General features: G+C 43.9%; 17 protein-coding genes and 1 tRNA gene. 15 read left to right on the top strand and 3 right to left on the bottom strand.

The window, feature by feature from the left end; translation table 11 throughout:
• Positions 1–19: 19 nt before the first annotated feature.
• From cysN to cysG, 3 genes are read right to left on the bottom strand one after another with little or no spacing between them, the layout of a single operon-like run.
• A complete protein-coding gene (cysN, locus tag L1070_RS12900) occupies positions 20–1,435 on the bottom strand; it encodes a sulfate adenylyltransferase subunit CysN (RefSeq protein ID WP_070982807.1) in 1,416 nt (471 codons plus the stop codon).
• Positions 1,435–2,334, bottom strand: coding sequence for a sulfate adenylyltransferase subunit CysD (gene cysD, locus L1070_RS12895; RefSeq protein WP_070982806.1), 900 nt, complete (start codon positions 2,332–2,334; stop codon positions 1,435–1,437). Before cysD ends, cysN begins: the two co-directional genes overlap by 1 nt.
• A gap of 44 nt (positions 2,335–2,378) precedes the next feature.
• Positions 2,379–3,800 (bottom strand): siroheme synthase CysG, encoded by a 1,422-nt coding sequence (cysG, locus tag L1070_RS12890; RefSeq protein ID WP_237125832.1) that lies wholly within the window; start codon positions 3,798–3,800, stop codon positions 2,379–2,381.
• Positions 3,801–4,134: 334 nt separating this feature from the next.
• On the opposite strand from cysG, the gene deoC reads away from it, so the two are divergent.
• The 15 genes from deoC (at position 4,135) to L1070_RS12815 (ending at position 23,647) form a co-directional block, all read left to right on the top strand.
• Positions 4,135–4,884: a deoxyribose-phosphate aldolase gene (deoC, locus tag L1070_RS12885; protein WP_237125831.1), complete on the top strand. Its 750-nt coding sequence runs from the start codon at positions 4,135–4,137 to the stop codon at positions 4,882–4,884.
• Complete coding sequence (locus L1070_RS12880; RefSeq protein ID WP_070982804.1) at positions 4,856–5,371, top strand: hypothetical protein; 516 nt, start codon at positions 4,856–4,858, stop codon at positions 5,369–5,371. Before deoC ends, L1070_RS12880 begins: the two co-directional genes overlap by 29 nt.
• Positions 5,372–5,494: 123 nt before the next feature.
• Positions 5,495–5,571 (top strand) — tRNA-Trp (locus L1070_RS12875).
• Positions 5,572–5,701: 130 nt separating this feature from the next.
• Positions 5,702–6,079, top strand: a complete 378-nt coding sequence (gene secE / locus L1070_RS12870; RefSeq protein WP_070982803.1) for a preprotein translocase subunit SecE — start codon at positions 5,702–5,704, stop codon at positions 6,077–6,079.
• A gap of 4 nt (positions 6,080–6,083) precedes the next feature.
• On the top strand, positions 6,084–6,641 hold the full coding sequence (nusG, locus tag L1070_RS12865) for a transcription termination/antitermination protein NusG (protein WP_070982802.1): 558 nt from the start codon (positions 6,084–6,086) through the stop codon (positions 6,639–6,641).
• 174 nt (positions 6,642–6,815) lie between these two features.
• The gene (gene rplK, locus L1070_RS12860; protein WP_237125830.1) at positions 6,816–7,244 is read left to right on the top strand and encodes a 50S ribosomal protein L11; all 429 of its coding nucleotides are present in this window, start codon (positions 6,816–6,818) and stop codon (positions 7,242–7,244) included.
• 5 nt (positions 7,245–7,249) lie between these two features.
• Positions 7,250–7,951, top strand: a complete 702-nt coding sequence (gene rplA / locus L1070_RS12855; RefSeq protein WP_070982800.1) for a 50S ribosomal protein L1 — start codon at positions 7,250–7,252, stop codon at positions 7,949–7,951.
• A 335-nt stretch (positions 7,952–8,286) separates the two neighbouring features.
• The gene (gene rplJ / locus L1070_RS12850) at positions 8,287–8,781 is read left to right on the top strand and encodes a 50S ribosomal protein L10 (protein WP_237125829.1); all 495 of its coding nucleotides are present in this window, start codon (positions 8,287–8,289) and stop codon (positions 8,779–8,781) included.
• Positions 8,782–8,852: 71 nt separating this feature from the next.
• Positions 8,853–9,215, top strand: coding sequence for a 50S ribosomal protein L7/L12 (gene rplL, locus L1070_RS12845; protein ID WP_058028511.1), 363 nt, complete (start codon positions 8,853–8,855; stop codon positions 9,213–9,215).
• 267 nt (positions 9,216–9,482) lie between these two features.
• A complete protein-coding gene (gene rpoB, locus L1070_RS12840) occupies positions 9,483–13,508 on the top strand; it encodes a DNA-directed RNA polymerase subunit beta (RefSeq protein WP_237125828.1) in 4,026 nt (1,341 codons plus the stop codon).
• Between the two features lie 116 nt (positions 13,509–13,624).
• Positions 13,625–17,806 (top strand): DNA-directed RNA polymerase subunit beta', encoded by a 4,182-nt coding sequence (rpoC, locus tag L1070_RS12835; RefSeq protein WP_070982796.1) that lies wholly within the window; start codon positions 13,625–13,627, stop codon positions 17,804–17,806.
• Between the two features lie 456 nt (positions 17,807–18,262).
• On the top strand, positions 18,263–20,086 hold the full coding sequence (locus L1070_RS12830; protein WP_237125827.1) for a hypothetical protein: 1,824 nt from the start codon (positions 18,263–18,265) through the stop codon (positions 20,084–20,086).
• Between the two features lie 22 nt (positions 20,087–20,108).
• Positions 20,109–21,026, top strand: a complete 918-nt coding sequence (locus L1070_RS12825) for a hypothetical protein (protein ID WP_070982794.1) — start codon at positions 20,109–20,111, stop codon at positions 21,024–21,026.
• Positions 21,027–21,090: 64 nt separating this feature from the next.
• Positions 21,091–23,040 (top strand): hypothetical protein, encoded by a 1,950-nt coding sequence (locus tag L1070_RS12820; protein ID WP_237125826.1) that lies wholly within the window; start codon positions 21,091–21,093, stop codon positions 23,038–23,040.
• A 64-nt stretch (positions 23,041–23,104) separates the two neighbouring features.
• Positions 23,105–23,647, top strand: a complete 543-nt coding sequence (locus L1070_RS12815) for a hypothetical protein (protein ID WP_070982792.1) — start codon at positions 23,105–23,107, stop codon at positions 23,645–23,647.
• Positions 23,648–23,650 lie beyond the last annotated feature (3 nt).

Raw genomic sequence — 23,650 nt, 5'->3', positions numbered from 1 at the left:
ATTAACAGGTGTTAGGTCATTACTTAAGTTTACTGATGTCAAGCGCTTGCCAGTGTGGGAAGTGCTTGCGTACCAAAGCATTAAGTTCAATTTCAAACTCACTAAACTGTGAATGTGATGCATTTTGTGCCGCTAACAGGTTTTCAACCATGCCAGCGCCAACCGTCAAGTTACTTAGGCGGTCGATTAAGATAAATGCGCCTGTTTCGCGGTTGTTACGATAAACATCGGCCAAAATACTTTCTGTTAGTTCAAGCGTCACGATGGCAATTTCGTTCAATTGTAAGGTGTCTGCTTGGCCTTTTTCCAACGTATTTACATCGATTGTGTGATCGATGTACTTCACGATGGCAGAGGTATTTTTGCTGCCCAGTTTGAAGTTATAGCTTTTACCAATCACCAAGGGTGATTCATGCATCCAAACTAGCTTTGCTTGAACTAAGTTGGTCACCTCAGCGTCAGACTCAGCCGGTACAATTACATCGCCGCGGCTTACGTCAACTTCGTCATTCAGTGTGATAGTAAACGCTTGACCTGTTTGAGCTCGCTCTAAGTTACCATCGAAAGTCACCAGTTCTTTGATGCTAGAACGTTTACCTGAAGGAAGTATCTTCACCGCTTGGCCAACTTCTAACGAGCCTGATGTGAGCGTGCCCTGAAAGCCACGGAAATCTAGGTTTGGACGTACAACATATTGCACAGGGAAACGTGCTTCAAAGTCTGTATTTGCCAGTGCAGCTGGAGAATCTTCTAGCAGCTCTAACAATGGTTTATCTTTATAATAAGGCGTATGTTGTGAGCGTGTTACCACGTTGTCACCTTTGAGCGCAGACATTGGCACGAACTTTATGTCCGTAACATTTAGCTGCTTTGCAAACTCAAGATACTGTTCTTTGATACGGTTAAAAACGGCTTCATCAAAGTTACAGATGTCCATTTTGTTTACAGCGACCACAAATTGTTTAATACCAAGTGAATCACAGATAAAGCTGTGGCGTTTGGTTTGGATCTGAACACCATAGCGAGCATCAACTAGGATAATAGCCAAGTCACTGGTAGATGCACCCGTTACCATATTACGAGTATATTGTTCATGTCCAGGCGTGTCTGCGATAATGAATTTACGCTTAGCTGTTGAAAAATATCGATAAGCTACATCAATGGTGATCCCTTGCTCACGCTCTGCTTGCAGGCCATCCACAAGTAATGCTAAGTCTAGCTCTTCACCGGCATTACCAACTTTTTCATTGTCTTTGTGTAGCGCAGCAAGCTGATCTTCATAAATTTGGTGGCTATCGTGCAGTAAGCGGCCAATCAACGTTGACTTTCCATCATCTACACTGCCGCAAGTCATCATACGTAGCAGGCTCTTGTCTTGCTGGCGAGCAAGATAAGCTTCAATACCTAATTCTTTTACTTCATTGGCAGTCGACATTAGAAGTACCCCTCACGTTTTTTCTTCTCCATTGAGCCTGCAGAATCATGATCAATGACACGACCTTCTCGCTCTGATGATGTTGATAACAACATTTCTTCGATAATCTCAGTTAATGTACTGGCCGTCGACTCCACCGCGCCTGTTAGCGGGTAGCAGCCCAAGGTACGAAAACGCACCGATTTCATTTGTGGCACTTCGCCCTCTTCAAGTGGCATACGATCATCATCAACCATGATCAATGTACCGTCGCGCTCTACCACAGGCCTTTCTTTGGCGAGGTACAGAGGAACCATTTCAATATTTTCTTGATAGATATATTGCCAGATATCCAGCTCAGTCCAGTTAGACAATGGGAAAACACGAATACTTTCACCTGGATTTACTTGGCTGTTATAAGTATTCCATAACTCTGGTCGTTGGTTCTTAGGATCCCAGCGGTGATGCTTATCACGGAATGAGTAAACACGCTCTTTTGCACGAGATTTCTCTTCGTCTCGACGAGCACCGCCAAATGCAGCATCAAACCCATATTTGTCGAGGGCTTGTTTTAGGCCCTGTGTTTTCATAACGTCGGTATGCTTTGCAGAACCATGGGTAAAAGGCCCAATGCCCATAGCAATGCCTTCCGGGTTCTTGTGTACCAACAGATCAAAACCATATTCTTTGGCGATACGGTCACGAAACTCAATCATCTCGCGAAATTTCCAGTCAGTATCAACATGCAATAGTGGAAATGGGATCTTAGCAGGAAAGAAAGCTTTTCGAGCTAAGTGAAGAAGTACCGAAGAGTCTTTACCAATAGAGTAAAGCATGACTGGGTTTTCAAACTCCGCGGCGACTTCGCGAATAATCTTTATACTCTCAGCTTCAAGTTGCTGAAGGTGTGTTAAAGCCATGGTCGTCGTCCTACATCAAAAATTAAATATAAAATAAATTGTTTTTATGCCACACCGGTAAGTGGCTGAGCGAAGCTGCTTACTTGTGCTGTTTTGCCAAACCAAGCAAGTTGCTCATGTAAAGCGGCAACTTCGCCAATAATAAGTAACGCTGGCGATACAATTTTATGCGCTTCTATTTCAGCAGCTAATTGGTTCAATTGCATTCTTACTACCCTTTGTTCTTTGCGGGTACCATTTTCAATAATTGCAACGGGTGTTTTACCATCTCGACCATATTTGAGCAGTTGTGCCTGAATATGAGGGGATTTAATAACACCCATATAAATCGCTAAAGTCTGATTAGGCTTCGCAAGTGATGACCAATCTAGCTCTTGTCCGTCCTTCTTACAATGACCGGTAACAAATTGAATTGCTTGAGCATGATCTCGGTGCGTCAATGGAATACCGGCATAGGCACTACAACCCGCCGCTGCGGTTATGCCAGGCACTATCTGGTACTTCACTCGGTTTTCTGCCAATACCTGCACCTCTTCGCCTCCGCGGCCGTATATAAATGGATCGCCGCCCTTTATACGACACACTTTTTTGCCTTGCTTAGCCAAATCAACCAGCATCTGGTTAGTATCCTCTTGCTTAACACTATGGTTACCAAGGCGTTTACCTACACAGATTAAATCAGCATCTCGGCGAACTAACTCCATAATTTCGTCAGAAACTAGATAGTCGTAAACCACAACATCAGCCTGCTGCATCAGTTGTAGTGCTTTTAAAGTAAGCAATTCGGGATCACCTGGACCTGCACCAACAACGTAGACTTCACCCTCAGGAGTTGGTGCTGCATTAAGCATACCATGTAGTTGCTCGACGGCAGCTTCGGTATTTCCTGTTTGCACTTTACTGACCACGCTTGAGTCGAAGACACGCTCCCAAAATTGACGTCTGTCAGCAAAATGTTTATATCGTTTTTTAACTTGGGCACGAAAATCACCAACGAGTCTAGCCAAAGGACCAATATGCTGTGGGATCAAGGTCTCTAACTTTTCTCTTAATCGGCGAGCGAGTACCGGAGCCGTACCTGCACTGGAAATAGCAATGGTTATAGGATTTCTATCTACAATAGAAGGGAAAATGAAGGTGCACTTAGGCTGATCATCCACAACATTGACGAAGATATTGCGCGCATTTGCGAGTTCAAAGACCGTATTGTTCACTGAGTCGTTGTCTGTGGCTGCGATGACGAGCATTTTTCCATCTAAATGGGTTGCATCGAAATGCTCGCTTACAAGTGTGACTTCACCTTGAGCTGCGTGTTCGTGAAGCTCGTCACAGAAGTTGGGCGCAACCAAAGTGACTTCAGCACGTGCCTTTACCAACGCACGGCACTTCCTGAGTGCTACATCACCGCCACCGACGACGAGTACCGGCTTATTATCAAGTTTGGTGAATATAGGTAAATACTGCACAGTCTGCTCCACAAGCATATAAATAACATAACCACGATGCGCTCAAAGTGGTGAATACGGAAGCAGAATATAGTGCTCCCAACAGAGTAAAAAATAATTAAAACCTAGTTTATATAACTACAAGTTATATGCAACCTTTGAAAATGGCTTAAGCCTTTATTTACAACACTTTGCACGTTAATTCTTTCTGTGTCAGACTGCTTATAGTGTTTGGTTATGAGTTATTCAGCATGACATTGTTAAAGGGCTTAGTTTTTGCGGACATATGTCCTGTGGTGTTTGCTGAGGATGCTTTTTACTAAGCTAGAAATGTTGAACTCACTGGAATCGAATTATGGCATTGCATGAAGATGCGACAATGGCATTAAGTTTAATGGACTTAACCTCATTGAATGATAGCGATGACGAACATGCTATTGCTGCACTAATTGAAAGTATCAATCCCGAATTTGGTGTACCTGCTGCGCTATGCGTTTACCCGCAATTCGTGGCGTTGGCCAAGCGTTTACTCGCTAAGCGTAACTTGCTGGAAGTGAAAGTGGCAACGGTGACAAACTTCGCTGATGGTAAACAACCACTCAAGGCGGTGCTGGCACAAACTGAGCAAGCGCTGGCAGACGGCGCAGACGAAATCGACTTAGTATTGCCTTATCAGCAACTTATCGCGGGCGATCCAGATACACCTTGGCAATATGTCAACTCCAGCAAAACGATATGTAAAGATAGGGCAAAGCTAAAAGTTATCATAGAGAGTGGAGTGTTAGAAACAGAGGCGTTGATCAATCAAGCCTGTGAAGTCGCGATGCTCGCTGGGGCTGATTTTATTAAAACCAGTACAGGAAAAGTGAGTGTAAATGCCACATTAGATGCAACACGCACTATACTTGAGTGTATAAAGCGCTCAGGTAAGGATGTAAGCTTTAAAGCCGCCGGTGGTGTTAAAACAGTCGCACAGGCCGCTGAATATCTACGTCTAGCCGAAGAAATTATGGGTGTCCAGTGGGTAAATGCGGAGCATTTCCGTTTTGGTGCCTCAAGCTTATTAGCGGATATACATGAAACAATCTCTACTTCGGGAAAGTGATTTAGAAAAGCTAAAGTTGGAACATGACGCAGCTAAGCTGTTTCTACGTTGTTATGAACAACAATATGGTACCCCAATGCGGCATATTTGGCACAACGAGCCAAATATGCCAGATATCAGCTGTTACCAAGATGGTGAGCGCCTAGATATTGAAGTTGCACATCTTTATGGCAGCGAAAAAGAAGCGATGGCAGTCCTTGGTAGGCCATTATCCCTTGAAACTCAACGCGAGTTAGCCGCTATGGCTCAGGCCCCTACAGAGCAGCGGTTACGATTTGCATTGGGCCGCTTATTAAAACAAAAAGCCTACAAGCGTTATCATTCTGAGCGTACTTGGTTACTGATACGTAATGCGAGCACATTGTGGCACCATTGTGATTTTGTTGCTGTTGTTGGCCACTTGGATTACCCAAGCAACCATGCTTTTGAACAGATCTGGTTGCTGACAGACTTTTATAACCCCGATTTAATCCGATTAGATACTTGATTTTGTCACTGGCAAACCCATCTAAACAGTTGTATGAACCGTGGTTGAATGGAATATTTGTGTTTGCACATCTTTTACTCTTGTTTTCAAATTGTTCGTAAGTATAATGGGCATCCACTTTGCAGGGGCGTAGTTCCAATTGGTAGAACAGCGGTCTCCAAAACCGATGGTTGCGGGTTCGAGTCCTGCCGCCCCTGCCAATTCATAACATGAGTCCAAATCTAAAATAATGTGTTTTCAGTCATGAGCGCTTATTTGTACATTTGGATTTAATGGATTTACCCTGTTATATGCAGGGTTGTTGTGTCTGTATTTAAGGTAAAATTGATTATGAGCACTAATGTTGAAAACCCGTCAAGCTCGATGGACATGGTAAAATGGCTAATTGCAATCACGCTACTAATGGGTGCGGTAGTTGGCAACTATCTTTATGCAGATATGTCTGTATTGGTACGTGCGGTAGGTGTGGTTGCGGCGGTAGCTGCAGGTTTGGGTGTTGCAGTTACTACTGAGAAAGGGCGTACTTTTATTGCTTTTGCAAAAGAGTCTCGCATTGAAGTACGTAAAGTTGTTTGGCCTACGCGTCAAGAAACGACTCATACTACATTTATCGTAATGGCTGCGACAGTAGTAATGGCGTTGATCCTTTGGGGATTGGACGGCATTTTATTCCGAGTTGTTGGCTTTTTAACTGGATTGGAGATCTGATCCCATGTCGGATGAGAACAAAGAAAAGAAATTACGTTGGTACGTAATTCAGGCGTTTTCAGGTTTTGAAAAGCGCGTAGCACAAACCATCATTGAGCATATTAAAATTGAAGGTTTGGAAGAGTATTTTGGCGAAGTGCTAGTACCGACAGAAGAAGTTGTTGAAATGCGTGCAGGCCAAAAGCGTAAGTCTGAGCGTAAATTCTTCCCAGGTTATGTGCTTGTTGAAATGGTTATGAACGATGCGTCGTGGCACTTAGTCAACAGTACGCCACGTGTAATGGGCTTTGTTGGTGGTACGTCAGATAGACCGGCACCTATCAGCAAAAAAGAAGCAGACCGTATTCTAAATCGTCTGCAAGAAAATGCTGAAGCACCGAAACCTGCAACATTGTTTGAGCCAGGTGAAGTGGTTCGTGTTACCGATGGTCCATTTGCAGACTTTAACGGTGTGGTGGAAGAGGTTGATTACGAGAAGAGTCGTCTGAAAGTATCTGTACTTATCTTCGGTCGTTCAACACCTGTTGATCTAGAATTCGGCCAAGTGGAAAAAGATAAATAATCTTTCCTTCGCTGGCTATTGAAAAAGGTCGCTGGTTAACTTATAATCAGCGGCCTTTTTGTATGTTAAGACACTAAATCTTAATAATATCAAAAAGTTTTTTTTAATTGGGAAGCCGTTTGAGTACGCGTCCTCGCGCGCACAAGGCTAAGACCCACCTAATGAGGTATTATCATGGCTAAAAAAGTTGAAGCTCTAATCAAGCTACAAGTTGCTGCTGGTATGGCTAATCCAAGTCCTCCAGTAGGTCCTGCACTAGGTCAACACGGTGTTAACATCATGGAATTCTGTAAAGCGTTCAACGCACGTACAGAGTCTATTGAGAAAGGCGCACCGGTTCCTGTAGTAATTTCTGTATACAGTGATCGTTCTTTCACGTTCGACATGAAGACTCCACCTGCATCTTACCTTCTTAAGAAGGCTGCAGGCATCAAGTCTGGTTCTGGCCGTCCTAACACTGAGAAAGTGGGTACTGTTACACGTGCTCAACTTGAAGAGATCGTTGAGACTAAACGTCCAGATTTAACAGCAGCTGATATGGATGCTGCGGTTCGCACGATTGCAGGTTCTGCACGTGCAATGGGCTTGAACGTAGAGGGTTAATAGAAATGGCTAAACTTACTAAACGTATGCGTACTATCCGCGAAAAAGTGGATGCTACTAAAGATTACGAAATCAATGAAGCAGTTGCATTACTTAAAGAATTAGCAACAGCTAAATTCGTTGAAAGTGTTGACGTTGCTGTTAACCTTGGTATCGATGCACGTAAATCAGACCAAAACGTACGTGGTGCAACTGTACTACCACACGGTACTGGTCGTGACGTTCGCGTAGCTGTGTTCACTCAAGGCGCTAACGCTGATGCTGCTAAAGAAGCTGGTGCTGATTTAGTTGGTATGGAAGACCTTGCTGAACTAGTTAAAAAAGGCGAAATGAACTTTGACGTTGTTGTTGCTTCTCCAGATGCAATGCGCGTTGTAGGTCAACTAGGTCAAATCCTAGGTCCACGTGGTTTAATGCCAAACCCTAAAACTGGTACTGTAACACCTAACGTTGCAGAAGCAGTTAAAAATGCTAAAGCTGGTCAGGTTCGCTACCGTAACGATAAAAACGGTATTATCCACACTACTATCGGTAAAGTGGATTTCTCTGCTGAACAGTTACAACAAAACCTTGAATCTCTACTTGTTGCGCTTAAGAAAGCTAAGCCTTCTCAAGCAAAAGGTACTTACTTGAAGAAAGTAAGCATCTCAACAACTATGGGCGCAGGTGTTGCTGTTGACCAAGCTACTCTAAATACGCAAGTATAATTTATTAGAGTTTAGCATTTACATGGCGTAATTTTTGAACTATAATCTTGCGCCATTTTGTTGATAAATTCATTTGAATATATTCAACAAACAAAGAATTCGGGTTGAAGCGCATAATTTCGCAACACTTTTTAGTAACGCGATAAATTGCGCTTCCGTCCAAGACCGTAGGGGGCCTTGGCCTTAATCGTCCTACGTAGACGGTGTGAATCCCAGCTAGATTTTTCCTAATCTTCTGGCTCTCGCCGTAAAAAGCATCTCTGCTAAATTTTTAGCAGGGTAGAGTAGAACTGAAAAACAAATCTTTGTTTTTCTATAAACCAGGAGTAACACCCATGGCTTTAAATCTTCAAGACAAAAAAGCAATTGTTGCTGAAGTCAACGAAGCTGCCAAAGGTGCTCTTTCAGCAGTTGTTGCTGATTCTCGTGGTGTAACAGTAAGTGCAATCACTGCTCTTCGTAAAGAAGCTCGTGAAGCTGGTGTATGGATGAAAGTTGTTCGTAACACGCTAGCTAAACGTGCTGTTGAAGGCACTGATTACGAATGCCTTAACGAATCACTAGTTGGTCCAAGCCTTATCGCTTTCTCTTCAGAGCACCCAGGTGCTGCTGCGCGTATCTTCTCAGATTTCGCGAAAAAGAACGAAGCATTCGAGCTTAAGACAGCTGCATTCGAAGGTAAAGTTGTAGACGTAGATATGCTTGCTAAGCTACCTACTTACGACGAAGCTGTTGCACGCTTAATGAGCGCTATGAAAGAAGCGTCTGCTGGCAAATTGTGTAAAACAATTGAAGCGGTACGTGTACAGAAAGCTGAGCAAGCTGCTTAATTTAAGCCCGCTCCTTTCTTTAATAAATTTTTTTGAACCACATGGGTTCGTAAATAATTAGGAAATTTGAAATGTCTGTAACTAAAGACCAAATCCTTGACGCTATTGCTGAAATGTCAGTAATGGAAGTTGTTGAACTAGTAGAAGCAATGGAAGAAAAATTCGGTGTAACTGCAGCTGCTGCTGTTGTTGCTGCGGGTCCTGCTGAAGCTGCTGAAGAAAAGACTGAGTTCGACGTAATCCTAGCTGCTGCTGGCGGTAACAAAGTTGCTGCAATCAAAGCGGTACGTGGCGCTACAGGTCTAGGCCTTAAAGAAGCTAAGGCTCTTGTTGAGTCAGCTCCAGCTCCAATCAAAGAAGCTGTTTCTAAAGAAGAAGCTGAAGCACTTAAGAAAGATCTTGAAGAAGCTGGTGCTGAAGTTGAGATCAAGTAATCTAGCTTACGCTAGGTTCGCTGCCTGAAAAATCAGGCAAGGGCTGGTGATTATTTAATCACCGGCCCTTTTGCGCTATAGCGAGATGGCTTTCTATCGCGCAATAAAATTCTAAATTTCAATGGTATTTTCAATAACTTACATGTTTTTGATAATAGCAATGGCATTTAGTACAACAATTAGATGTTGTTATCATGGCTTGAATGCCAGTTAAGTCTGTTCTTACAAGAACAGGTTGGGTCAAAGATCAGCAAGCTGAGGAACCCCATGGCTTACTCTTATTCTGAAAAGAAACGTATCCGTAAGGATTTTGGTAAACGTCCACAAGTTTTGGACATACCTTTCTTACTGTCGACGCAGTTGGAATCGTTCAAAAAATTCTTGAATCCGGACGCTGATGGCGACCACGGTTTGGAAGCTGCTTTCCGTTCTGTGTTTCCGATCAAAAGCTACTCGGGAAATTCTGAGCTACAATACGTAAGTTATCGTATTGGTGAGCCAGTATTCGATGTAAAAGAATGTCAAATTCGCGGTGTGACTTATTCTGCTCCACTTCGCGTTAAATTACGTCTTGTGTTAATGGATAAAGATGCACCAGGCACAGTTAAAGACATTAAAGAGCAAGAAGTATACATGGGCGAAATTCCGCTCATGACTGACACCGGTACTTTTGTTATCAATGGAACAGAGCGTGTTATCGTTTCTCAGCTACACCGTTCACCTGGTGTATTCTTTGATAACGACCGTGGTAAGTCGCACTCGTCTGGTAAAGTGCTGTATAACGCTCGCGTTATTCCTTACCGTGGTTCATGGTTAGACTTTGAATTCGACGTAAAAGATAATCTTTACGTTCGTATTGACCGCCGTCGTAAACTACCTGCATCAATCATTTTACGTGCACTTGAGTTCTCTACAGAAGAGATCTTAGGCTTGTTCTTCGAAACAACAATGTTCGAAGTCGCTAACGGTAAAGTGTTAATGGAGCTTGTACCATCACGTCTACGCGGTGAAACAGCTGCATTTGATGTTAAAGATGCTGACGGCGAAGTAGTGATTGAATCTGGTCGTCGTATTACCGCGCGCCACATCAAAACACTAGAAAAGAAAGAAATTAGTCAATTAGAAGTACCGCACGAATATATCATTGGTCGTGTTGTTGCGAAGGACTACATCGACGAGTCAACTGGCGAAGTGATTGCCACTGCTAACGATGAGTTATCGCTTGAGCTAATGGCTGAGCTGGTAAAAGCTGGTCACACTCGCATCGCAACACTTTATATCAACGACGTTGATAGTGGTGCCTACATGTCAGATACAGTACGTATCGACTCGACAAGCAACCGTTTAGAAGCATTGGTAGAAATCTACCGTATGATGCGCCCAGGTGAGCCACCAACAAAAGAAGCGGCAGAAGCGCTATTTGACAACTTGTTCTTCTCTGAAGAGCGTTATGACTTGTCAACTGTTGGTCGTATGAAGTTCAACAGCCGTGTAGGTTATGACACGGATACAGGCCCAGGCACATTAAGCAAAGAAGACATCGTTTCGGTTATGCGCGTATTGATCGACATCCGTAACGGTAAAGGCGAAGTTGACGATATCGACCACTTAGGTAACCGTCGTATTCGTTCTGTTGGTGAAATGGCAGAAAACCAGTTCCGTGTTGGTTTAGTACGTGTTGAACGTGCAGTACGTGAACGCCTAAGCCTTGGTGATCTTGATGCAGTAATGCCGCAAGATTTAATCAACGCTAAGCCTATTTCAGCGGCAGTAAAAGAGTTCTTTGGCTCTTCACAGCTGTCTCAGTTCATGGACCAAAACAACCCGCTATCTGAAGTAACGCACAAACGTCGTATTTCTGCGTTAGGTCCGGGTGGTTTGACACGTGAGCGTGCAGGCTTCGAAGTACGTGACGTACACGTAACGCACTATGGTCGCGTATGTCCAATCGAAACGCCTGAAGGTCCAAACATCGGTCTGATCAACTCATTATCTACGTATGCGCGTACTAACGACTATGGTTTCTTAGAAACGCCATACCGTAAAGTTGCGGACGGTGTAGTAACAGACGAAGTTGATTACCTATCAGCTATCGAAGAAGGTCAGTTTGTAATTGCACAGGCAAACTCAAACTTAGACGAAAACAATGAATTTATTGATGAGCAGATCCCATGTCGTCACAAAGGTGAATCGACATTCATGGGTCGTTCTGACATTCAATATATGGACGTATCTCCACAGCAGGTTATCTCGGTGGCAGCGGCGCTTATCCCATTCCTTGAGCACGATGATGCGAACCGTGCATTGATGGGATCGAACATGCAACGTCAGGCAGTTCCGACGTTGAAAGCAGATAAGCCGCTAGTAGGTACTGGTATTGAGCTGACGCTTGCAAAAGACTCAGGTGTAACCATCGTTGCTAAACGTGGCGGTGTGGTTAAGTATGCCGATGCAAGCCGTATCGTAGTTAACGTAAATGAAGACGAGCGTATTCCAGGTGAAGCGGGTATCGACATTTACAACCTAACTAAGTACACGCGTTCAAATCAAAACACCTGTATCAACCAAAAGCCAACTTGTATGGTTGGTGAGCCGGTAGTACGTGGTGATGTACTTGCTGATGGTCCATCTACAGATTTAGGTGACTTAGCACTGGGTCAAAACTTACGTGTGGCATTCATGCCTTGGAATGGTTACAACTTCGAAGACTCGATCTTGCTATCTGAGCGCGTAGTTGAAGAAGATCGTCTAACGACTATCCATATTCAAGAGCTACAGTGTATTGCGCGTGATACTAAGTTAGGTCCAGAAGAGATCACTGCGGATATTCCAAATGTGGGTGAGTCTGCGCTTGGCAAGCTTGATGAATCAGGTGTTGTTTATATCGGTGCTGAAGTAAAAGGCGGCGATATCCTAGTCGGTAAAGTAACGCCTAAAGGTGAAACGCAACTGACTCCTGAAGAGAAGCTACTACGTGCTATCTTTGGTGAAAAAGCGTCAGATGTTAAAGACAGCTCACTACGTGTTCCAAACTCTGTAACTGGTACGGTTATCGACGTACAAGTATTCACCCGTGACGGTGTTGAAAAAGATAAACGTGCCCTTGAAGTTGAAGACATGCAGCTTCGTGAAGCGAAGAAAGACTTCAACGAAGAGTTCAAGATCCTTGAAGGTGGTGTGTTAACTCGTGCACGTAATCTACTTGTTAAAGCTGGTTTCGATGAAAGCCGTATCGATGGCCTTTCAGCTGACAAGTTGCTTACGCAAAGCCTTGCAGATGAACAGCAGCAATCAGAGCTTGAGCAATTAGCTGCACAGTACGATGAGCTTAAAGCTGAATACGATAAGAAGTTCGAAAACAAACGTCGCAAGATCACTCAAGGTGATGACTTAGCACCGGGTGTATTGAAGATCGTTAAAGTTTACCTAGCGGTTAAACGTCGTATCCAGCCTGGTGATAAGATGGCGGGTCGTCACGGTAACAAGGGTGTAATCTCTACAATCGTGCCAGTTGAAGACATGCCATACGATGAAAAAGGTCGTACCGTAGACATCGTATTGAACCCACTAGGTGTACCATCGCGTATGAACATCGGTCAGATCCTTGAAACTCACATGGGTCTAGCGGCACGCGGTATCGGTGAGCGCATCGAAGAGATGATGAAAGAACAGCGTGAACTTGCTGAATTACGTGACTTCATTAAGAAGGCGTATGAAGTGGGTGACTGTCGTCAGAAAGTTGATATTGATAGCTTCTCTGATGATGAAGTTCGTCGCTTAGCTGAAAACCTAAAAGGCGGTTTACCAATTGCAACGCCAGCATTTGACGGCGCTAAAGAAAGCGAAATCAAAGAGCTACTTGAGCTAGGTGGTTATCCATCAAGCGGTCAGGTAACACTTTACGATGGCCGTACTGGTGATGCGTTTGAACGTCAAGTAACTGTTGGTTACATGTACATGTTGAAACTTAACCACTTGGTTGATGACAAGATGCACGCGCGTTCAACAGGTTCTTACAGCTTAGTTACTCAGCAGCCGCTGGGTGGTAAAGCACAGTTCGGTGGACAGCGTTTCGGTGAGATGGAGGTATGGGCATTAGAAGCATACGGTGCTGCCTATACACTACAGGAAATGTTGACAGTTAAGTCGGATGACGTAAATGGTCGTACTAAGATGTATAAGAACATCGTTGACGGTAACCACAAGATGGAACCGGGTATGCCTGAGTCATTCAACGTACTGCTCAAAGAAATCCGCTCACTGGGTATCAACATCGAGTTGGAAGAAAATTAATCCGACCGCCGCAGCCTGAGCTGCGGCAGTTACCCTCCCAGTGGGTAGCCGGACTGAAAGAATGAAGGGGTGAGCTTTGCTTGCCCTCAAGATTAACCTCCGACAGGAGAGCTAAGGTGAAAGACTTACTTAAGTTTCTGAAGCAACAAAATAAGACCGAAGAATTTGATGCAATTCGCATTGGTCTTGCTTCACCAGACATGGTGCGTTCATGGTCTTACGGTGAGGTAAAGAAACCTGAGACAATCAACTACCGTACTTTCAAGCCTGAGCGTGACGGCTTATTCTGTGCCCGTATTTTCGGCCCAGTGAAAGATTATGAGTGTTTATGTGGTAAATATAAGCGCTTAAAACACCGTGGTGTGATCTGTGAAAAATGTGGCGTTGAAGTAACGTTAACTAAAGTGCGTCGTGACCGTATGGGTCACATTGAACTTGCAAGCCCTGTGGCGCATATCTGGTTCTTAAAATCATTACCGTCGCGTATCGGCTTAATGCTTGATATGACATTGCGTGATATTGAACGTGTACTTTACTTTGAATCATTCGTGGTAACTGAGCCTGGTATGACGACGCTTGAGCGTGGCCAGTTATTAGGTGAAGAAGAGTACCTAGATGCACTTGAAGAGCACGGTGATGAATTCGAAGCGAAAATGGGTGCAGAAGCTGTACTTGATTTGCTACGCGAACTAGACCTTGGTCAATTAATCGCAGAAATGCGTGAAGAGTTACCAACAATCAACTCTGAGACTAAGCGTAAAAAAATCACTAAGCGTCTTAAGCTTATGGAATCATTCCACCAATCAGGTAATAACCCTGAGTGGATGATCATGAGCGTGCTTCCGGTTCTTCCACCAGATTTACGTCCTCTAGTACCACTAGATGGCGGTCGTTTTGCGACATCTGATTTGAACGACCTATATCGTCGTGTTATCAACCGTAACAACCGTTTGAAGCGTCTTTTAGATTTAGCTGCACCAGACATCATCGTACGTAACGAAAAACGTATGTTACAAGAAGCGGTAGATGCGCTACTTGATAACGGTCGTCGTGGCCGTGCGATCACAGGTTCTAACAAGCGTCCACTTAAGTCGCTTGCAGACATGATCAAAGGTAAGCAAGGTCGTTTCCGTCAAAACCTTCTTGGTAAGCGTGTTGACTACTCAGGCCGTTCTGTAATCACTGTTGGTCCTACACTTAAGCTTCACCAGTGTGGTCTTCCTAAGAAGATGGCACTTGAGCTATTCAAGCCATTTATCTACGGTAAGCTAGAGCGCCGTGGTATGGCGACAACCATCAAAGCTGCGAAGAAGATGGTTGAGCGTGAAGTACCAGAGGTTTGGGACGTACTAGATGAAGTAATTCGTGAGCACCCAGTTCTTCTGAACCGTGCACCGACACTTCACCGTCTTGGTATCCAAGCATTTGAACCGGTACTTATCGAAGGTAAAGCGATTCACCTACACCCACTAGTGTGTGCGGCGTATAACGCTGACTTCGACGGTGACCAAATGGCGGTACACGTACCGTTAACAATTGAAGCACAGCTTGAAGCCCGTGCGCTGATGATGTCGACTAACAACATCCTATCTCCAGCGAACGGTGAGCCAATCATCGTACCTTCACAGGACGTTGTACTTGGTCTTTATTACATGACGCGTGATCGCATCAACGCCAAGGGCGAAGGCATTGTATTTAAAGATCCAAAAGAAGCTGAAAAAGCATACCGTACTGGCACAGCAGAGCTTCACGCTCGCGTAAAAGTACGTATTACAGAAGCGCGCATTGACGAAGTAACTGGCGAACGTACCGATGTAACAGAAATCATCGATACAACCGTTGGTCGTGCGATTCTATCTCTTGTTTTACCAGAGGGCTTACCGTTTGAGCTTATTAACAAAGCGCTAGGTAAGAAGCAGATTTCTGGTCTTCTAAACGAGTGTTACCGTCGTCTAGGTCTGAAAGATACTGTGGTATTTGCCGACCAAGTAATGTACACCGGTTTCCACTACGCGATGAAGTCAGGTGTTTCTATCGGTATTAATGATATGGTTATCCCACCAATCAAAGCCGAAATCATTGAAAATGCAGAAGCAGAAGTAAATGAAATTAACCAACAGTTCCAATCAGGTCTTGTAACTGCGGGTGAGAAATACAACAAAGTTATCGATATCTGGTCACGTGTTAACGAAAACTTATCACGTGAGATGATGGCGAACTTGTCAAAAGACACTGTTATCAACGCGCAAGGTGAAGAAGAAGAGCAACCGTCATTTAACTCAGTGTTTATGATGGCCGACTCTGGTGCTCGTGGTAGTGCCGCTCAGATCCGTCAGCTAGCTGGTATGCGTGGTCTAATGGCACGTCCAGATGGTTCAATCATCGAGACGCCAATCACGGCGAACTTCCGTGAAGGTCTAAACGTACTACAGTACTTTATCTCAACCCACGGTGCGCGTAAGGGTCTTGCCGATACGGCACTTAAGACAGCGAACTCGGGTTACTTAACACGTCGTCTAGTAGACGTGGCACAAGACTTAGTTATCAATGATGACGATTGTGGCACTTTAGACGGTCTAACTATGAAGCCGCTGATCGAAGGTGGTGACGTTGTTGAGCCACTACGTGAGCGTGTACTAGGTCGTGTAGTTGCAGAAGATGTGGTTAAACCAGGTACTAACGAAGTATTGGTTGAGCGTAACATCATGCTTGATGAAAAACTGTGTGACCTGTTAGAAGAGCACTCAGTGGACGAAGTACGTGTACGTTCAGTTATCACCTGTGATAACGACTTCGGTGTATGTGCTAAGTGTTACGGTCGTGACCTAGCACGTGGTCACTTGATCAATGCAGGTGAATCTGTAGGTGTTATCGCGGCACAGTCAATCGGTGAGCCAGGTACACAGCTTACGATGCGTACGTTCCACATCGGTGGTGCGGCATCAAGAGCATCTGCTGAGAACAGCGTACAGGTTAAGACTAACGGTAGCTTGAAACTGCACAATGCGAAATACGTATTGAACACAGATGGCAAGATCGTTATTACTTCTCGTTCAACAGAAATTACTATCATTGATGAGCACGGTCGTGAGAAAGAGCGTTATAAAGTACCTTACGGTGCGGTATTAACGGTTCAAGATGGTGCGGAAGTTAAAGGTAATGACATTGTTGCAACTTGGGACCCACACAGTCACCCAATCATCATCGAGCACGAGTCTAAGATCAGCTTCTCTGACATCGATGACAGCAACACTGAAGCTCAGACGGATGAACTAACAGGTCTAACCCGTGTGGTTGTTAAAGACTTGTCTAAGGTTAACGCGAAAGAGCCTAAGCTAATCGTAGAAAACGAAGAGCGTGGCTTACAAGAAATTCGCTTACCATCGTTCACCACTATCGAAATTTCTGACGGTACAACGGCGGCACCTGGTAAGGTACTAGCACGTATCCCTCAAGAAGGCTCGAAGACACGTGACATCACCGGTGGTCTACCGCGCGTAGCGGACCTATTTGAAGCGCGTAAGCCAAAAGATCCAGCAATTCTTGCTGAGATCACAGGTACTATCAGCTTCGGTAAAGAGACTAAAGGTAAGAAGCGTCTTGTGATCACACCAGAGCAGGGTGATGCATACGAAGAGATGATCCCGAAATGGCGTCAGCTTAACGTGTTTGAAGGTGAGCAGGTTTCTAAAGGTGAAGTTATTGCCGATGGTCCTGAGTCTCCACACGATATCTTGCGTCTACGTGGTGTGACTGATGTATCTAACTACATCGTAAACGAAGTACAAGAAGTATATCGTCTACAGGGTGTAAAGATTAACGACAAGCACATTGAAACTATCATTCGTCAGATGCTACGTAAGTGTATCATCCTAGACGGTGGTGACACTGAGTTCCTAGCTGGTGAACAAGTTGAAGTGGCACGCGTAAACATCGCGAACCGTGAACTTGAAAAGCAAGGTAAGATCCCAGCGAAGTATGAAATTCAGCTGATGGGTATTACTAAAGCTTCACTTGCGACTGAGTCGTTCATCTCAGCAGCATCGTTCCAAGAAACAACACGTGTTCTTACGGAAGCTGCTGTAAATGGTAAGAGCGATGAGCTACGTGGTCTGAAAGAAAACGTAATTGTAGGTCGTCTGATCCCAGCGGGTACAGGTTTTGCGTATCACCAAGATCGCATCAACCGTCGTAAGCAAGCTGAGATGGCTGTTGAAGAGCAAACGGTAAGCGCTGAAGAAGCAACTCAAGCACTGACTGATGCACTGAACGCTGATTTACTAGGTGGAAACGAATAAGGTTTCCCAAGTAACGGATTGAAAAGCCGCCTAATTTAGGCGGCTTTTTTGTATTTAAATTTTACCTATCGGGTTTCAACCGAAGGACAATTTATAGAGTAAGTCAAAATTCAGAGCATTTACTCACTCGTGTAACAAACTTTCTCGCCTATTGTTCTAAAACTGCTCTATATTTCTAAACTAGCGTAAGAAGCTACTATAAATTTTTGATATTTATTTCTTTAAGCAGAATCTTTTACCCCAAGTAATACGCAATCTAGCGCTCCAAAAATGCATATTTTCATACGTAACTCCATGATAAAGAAGCTTTTATAATAACTTATTCACTTGCACCTATTTTTTTTAAAAACTCATTGATCTCATTAACATTACGCTCTAATATGGGTACATAATTTAGACAACCCTCTTGAGAAATAGGAAGTACAAGTGGGTTTAAACCGATAAAAGGAATTTAAAATGATACGTGCTATTTCGAATAAGCATGCTGGGCTTTGTGTTGCCTTTTTACTGGTAAACACATGTGGTACAGCCTCAGCTTTGGCCTCTAGTGGTAATTGCCCTACCAAATTTCAGGTCAGACACTTTCAACCACAGATCTGTTACTCAGAGTACGACCTGAGTAGTTGTAGTGATGTATGTGCAGCAGCCACTCCTACAACACAACCTGCTTGTTTCAAGGAACTCTCTTTACCATGTGATGTGGTTGCAGATATGCGCCAAACCGCAGAAGGTTATCAACAAGAAGGTGGTCAGACGTGGTTCCACGTAACTGATTTACTGTCTTACACGCCGTTACATACACAGTTGAATGTGTTTCAGGCTTCGCTACATTACGAGTTGTATCAAGATTATATTAACAGTCCTGGAAATTTTGGTTTTACGCCAGCGAGCGACGAGCTGCGCAAACAAAACTTCAGACTCGACCTGTTAGGCCGACTTGAACGAGAATCAACGGCGCTCAGATATGCAGCTGTTTATAGACGCTACTCGTTAGGTGTTGAACTTGAAGATAGGCTCAATGAAACATTTGCGCAAATGATGTCTGATATAGATCAGTTTTCTCACTTCAATGCGGCCGAAAAACAAGACTTAAAAGACGAACTTAGCAATAACTTATCATCACAAGTACGATTGTGGGAGCTGTTAAAACGATACAGCTTGGAAACCATCGCTAACAGTCGAGTCAGACATTTAAACCGCCGTATGACCACCTACGTGTCACTGGTTCAAAATTTACCAACTGACTTACAAGACATCATGATTAATAAGTCTGCAGTACTTGATGAATATATTAATACTGCAGTAGCGCGATGTGCTCAAGGTGTATGTTTCAATGAAATTACAGCACCGCAAGGGACGCCTTTTTATCCGAACTTCGATCATCGCCTGTCTTACTTTGAGCAATCATTGGTGGCGTTGGCAAATGAGGCTTCAGCACTGAGCTATGTATACGATGGAGACTACCAGTTAGTGCCTCCACAGCAACTTAGATTCCCTGATTTAGCGGGGTTTGTCAGCAATAAATTATCTGACTATCGTGCTGAACGAACTGACGTCAATCTTGAGCGTTTGGCCACGGCAATTAATGTTGCTTATCTTGCTAAGAACTCATCGGGGCAACAAACCCTTGCTAACTTGTCGCAAGTGGCTGATGTAGTTAATAATCAAGGGCTTGTAACGCTAGAAACACTCGCTGGTAAACCTATCCTGCTGTGTAAAGAGTTTAACAAAATTAGTCCTGAGATGACTCGAATACAAAACGAAAGTTTTGCGTTAGCAATTGAAGCTAACAGGCTCCTCGATATTATGCTTAACCTCGACTATTCAGAGGAACTCATGCTACAGATAGAGGAAATCATCTTAAAACTTGAAACGTTAGCAATGAGAAGTCAGGCGATTGCGAACGTTAGACAGTTTGACGAAGACCGCATTCTTACCATCAATTGGCAGCTGTTTGACTTACCAGAAATGAACAGTGATGAGCTACTAATTGAGGTGGAATATTTTGATTATAACGGAATGTTCTGGCTCCCAAGAATGTCATCCAATTTGTCCGAGCTGTTTCCTTCAATCGATGGACTCAGTACGTCGACAAATTCACTACTGCCGAACGCTGTAGGGATCAACTCCCCATTGAATAACTTGCAGTTGAAGATCAGGCAGTCGGCATTTCATGGATGTTCTGAGAATAATCAGCAAATCAACATGGTAGTTAAAATTACTGATGAGCAAGGAATCGTAAGCCGTCAGGTGTTAACTGCAACCCTCGAGCAAATATAAGTTCTATTAAAGGATATACATAATGAAAGCTTTATTAATAGCGACCTTGTCTTTGACAAGTGCGGCGTCGGCTTATGCCTTTCCGGTCAAGGTTTTTGAGGCCGAAGAGCAATGTCAATCGCGTATGACATCACAAGGCGAGCGCTTTGTGCCACCTTGCCAATTTTCAGGTATGAACGTATACGCGCAGAAAAACAATACATATGCAAGCGGCAGCCTGATTAATAATGGCCTGTTTAAAACAATGCTTAACTATACGTTTGCATGTGAATCAATACGTCCACTATCGGTGCGCTTCACGCTGTCAAACGCAGATGGTTCGTCGGTTTCAAACCGTATTGCAGGTTCTCGTACATATGAGCCAAGTTCAGTTGAGCTGACTCATGGCAACAACGCTTCTGTATTAAACTTCTCCGAGCTATCGGGCGCAACTGGTTTTCAGGCAATAAAGCCAGGCTGTTTATTAGAAGTACAGCAACTGGTTACTTATCCAGAGCCTCGTTACTTTAACCAAGTTGCTACGCACTTAGTGTCTTTCAACGTGCATTTGGAAGGCATGTTTGCACAGGCAGTGCCATCAACAGGCCACACAAACTTACTTACTGCCATCAACAACACCATTGCTTCATTAGAATTCATGCAGTTTGATGTTGAAGACGAAATCTTGGCAGCAGAGCTACAAGATGTACTGAGTGATCTAAGCAGCACCAAGACTTATTTAGAAAGTAACTGTGGCACAGGCAGCTATTCAAGCTTGTGTACGGCTCAACTTGCTAACTTGAGAAGTTCTTTGTCTTCAGCTCTTTATGTAAATGAAAGCAATATTTCTCAGTTGTACAACTTCTTAAACTCACAGACAGCGTGGCTTGCCAGTAAATACGTAGGCAGGGATCGTACGATCCTACAAAACGCAGTCAGTAAGTTAAGAACGAGGCTATAAGGCTTTTATAGCTTATAAATCTGACCCGTAAAGGATCTATTAACACCGTAAAGGAAATATAACTATGTACGGAAAACTCATAGCAGCTTCTGTTGCTGCTGCTTTGGTACACAGTGCCACTGCACACGCTTTACCGGATAATACATCAGGTAATCCACTGAGTAAGTTGGGTATTGCAACACCGGCTGGGATTGGCAATGTAGTACCGGACCATGAAAATCCAAAAACGCTCCACGTGTTCCCTGCAAATGACAAGGACATGATTGGTACTTATTTTGATACAGGCGGCGGTCCAAACTGTTCTTCATACGTTGCGATGAAAGAGCAGGCATACAGACTACCAAGTACACCTCAGCAGATTCAAGAGGCGATTGACAATAACGATTATGTTAGTAACTACTTTCAGCTAACTGTCGGTATTCCAGCGCGTAATACTAAGTCGACAAACGATATTGTCGCTAAGTATGAAGAGATCAATAATCTTGCGATTGCGAACGGCGGGTTGATCGAAAGATTCAATCAACTAGATAGTGTGTGGACCGGTATTGTTCTTGATTTAGAGCTTGCTCGTAAAAAATTGGACTCGCTTAAAGATGAGCAATCTGCAGCGAACAACCAATGTATCGTGAACTCAGGTGGCGACTTCTCCAAAATGTACGAGTGTATCATGGGGGTTGCAAATCGATATACGCCACTGATAGAAGCAGCAAGAGCAGAGGTTACGGAAGTTGAAGCACGTAAAGCTGCAATCCGTGACGAGTACTACGCTACTAAAGGTGAGTACGATGCATTTGAGGACAAGCTAACTCGTATTGATAATCAACTAGATTTCTTGATGCGCGTATATCAGTCTCAACTGTTAATCGTAAACAATGCCTATGAAGTTGAATATAGATCGGTCAAAGAGGCAGGGAGTCTAATTGCTGGTATTGCTTCTGCAGGATATAACCTGTGGGGCGATGAAGCAGCTATCTTGTCTAATGCGCTTGCCAGTGCAGGTAAAACCGATTATTCAGTGCAGCAGCTTAACGTCTTTGATATTCGTTTGAACTCAGGTGTGACCAGAGATAACCCAAATATCACGACTGACGATAATCAACCTATCTTCCGCAAAAATGTTTGGACTTATCCTGCAAATACCATCATTAACTTCGGCAATATCGGTGATAAAACCATGCCGTTTGAACGTGAAACAGTGGGCGACCAAATCCACTTTGACGCGACAACATGGGACTCTCTAGGTTCTGGTGGTGTTGATTTCCACGTTACAAAAGATGCTCGTTGTGGTGATTATGAGGCGAACGTTGTTCGTAATTATAGCGCGACTCACGAGGGCGAAACGGCTTCTTGGAAAGTAACTCGTGATGAATACAAGCCGGTTCTTAACAGCCCTGTATTCTCAACAAACATCGCACTTTCATATAGTTACTACGCTTATCCGGGCAAGCTTAAAGGTGAGTGTTCAATTGACGTAGATCGCATGAACTCGTACTGGAGAAATGCTGGTAAGTCTAAGAGCTGGAGCTGGTTCAAAACCAAAACCAAGAGCTGGGATCATATTCGTACCACAGCACGTGATGAGCTGGGGATGGAATGTAATTTGAGCCTAGTACCAGAGTCAAATGATCCTGAAGAAGCAAGAAGACTGGCTGAGAAGTTTGAAACACAGATGTACAACGATATGTGGCAAATGTTCTTGGCTGTATATGCAGAGTCTTATGACTTGATTGTTAAAGACCCTGAAGTAACAGACCCAGGTCAAAGCGATGTCGGTGCAACACTTGGTGACGGCTTGATGAAAGTATGTCCTGCGAACATGTACTGTCAATTCGCTAATGTTGTTCTTCGCGCCCTAGATAAGATCGGTGGTTCTAAAGCGCAAGGTACGACGTCTTCTGTTTCACATGAGTACGGAAAAATCTGGAAACGATACGAGAAAGACTCATTCAACGTATATCAAGGCAGTGCTTCTATCAAAGCTAAAGTGTGTATTGACTCAAGTCAATGTAACTAAGCCATGATTTCGGAGGGGGCTTGCCCCCTCATATCGTTCTCAAATATTAGGTTAGGATTTTTTTATGAAGGCAAAGATTGTAATTGCAGTCATCTGCACTGTTGTTATTGGTTATTTGGGTTGGAGTGTGTACGTCCCAAAAGATGAAGTACAGCCTCAGACTAAAAAGCCAAAGGTAGAAATGGAAAAAGAACATAAAGACCCCGAGGTTGAGCAGCAAAGTGTTGTGGCAGCCAAAAAAAGTGTGGGAGAGATCTTAGAGCGGGCAAAGCGTCACCGTGAAACGTCAGACGTCATCGAACAGGCCGCTAAGGTAGACCCAGATAAAGAAGAAGAATACTACAAGTTTGTTATCACTTCTTTTCCGCACCTTAAAGATCAAGTGAATGCATATCGTGAAGCGACACGAGTGCAGAAAGAGCGCTTAGCCGAACTTGCAAGTCGAGTGGAAAAACGAAACAAAGATTTCGTTGCAACGGGTTCAGCCTCGCAGAGTTTAGATGACGATATTTTATATGAACAAAATCAAATAGCTGAAAATGCTCGAGTGTTGGGGAAGCAAGCTATGGCGCTAACCGAAGCTATCAGGCAAGCAGCGTACAATTAATTG

Origin of the sequence: Pseudoalteromonas sp. MMG022, assembly GCF_021654245.1 — a bacterium.
GTDB lineage: Bacteria > Pseudomonadota > Gammaproteobacteria > Enterobacterales > Alteromonadaceae > Pseudoalteromonas > Pseudoalteromonas amylolytica.
This window is presented reverse-complemented; position numbering and strand designations above follow the sequence as displayed.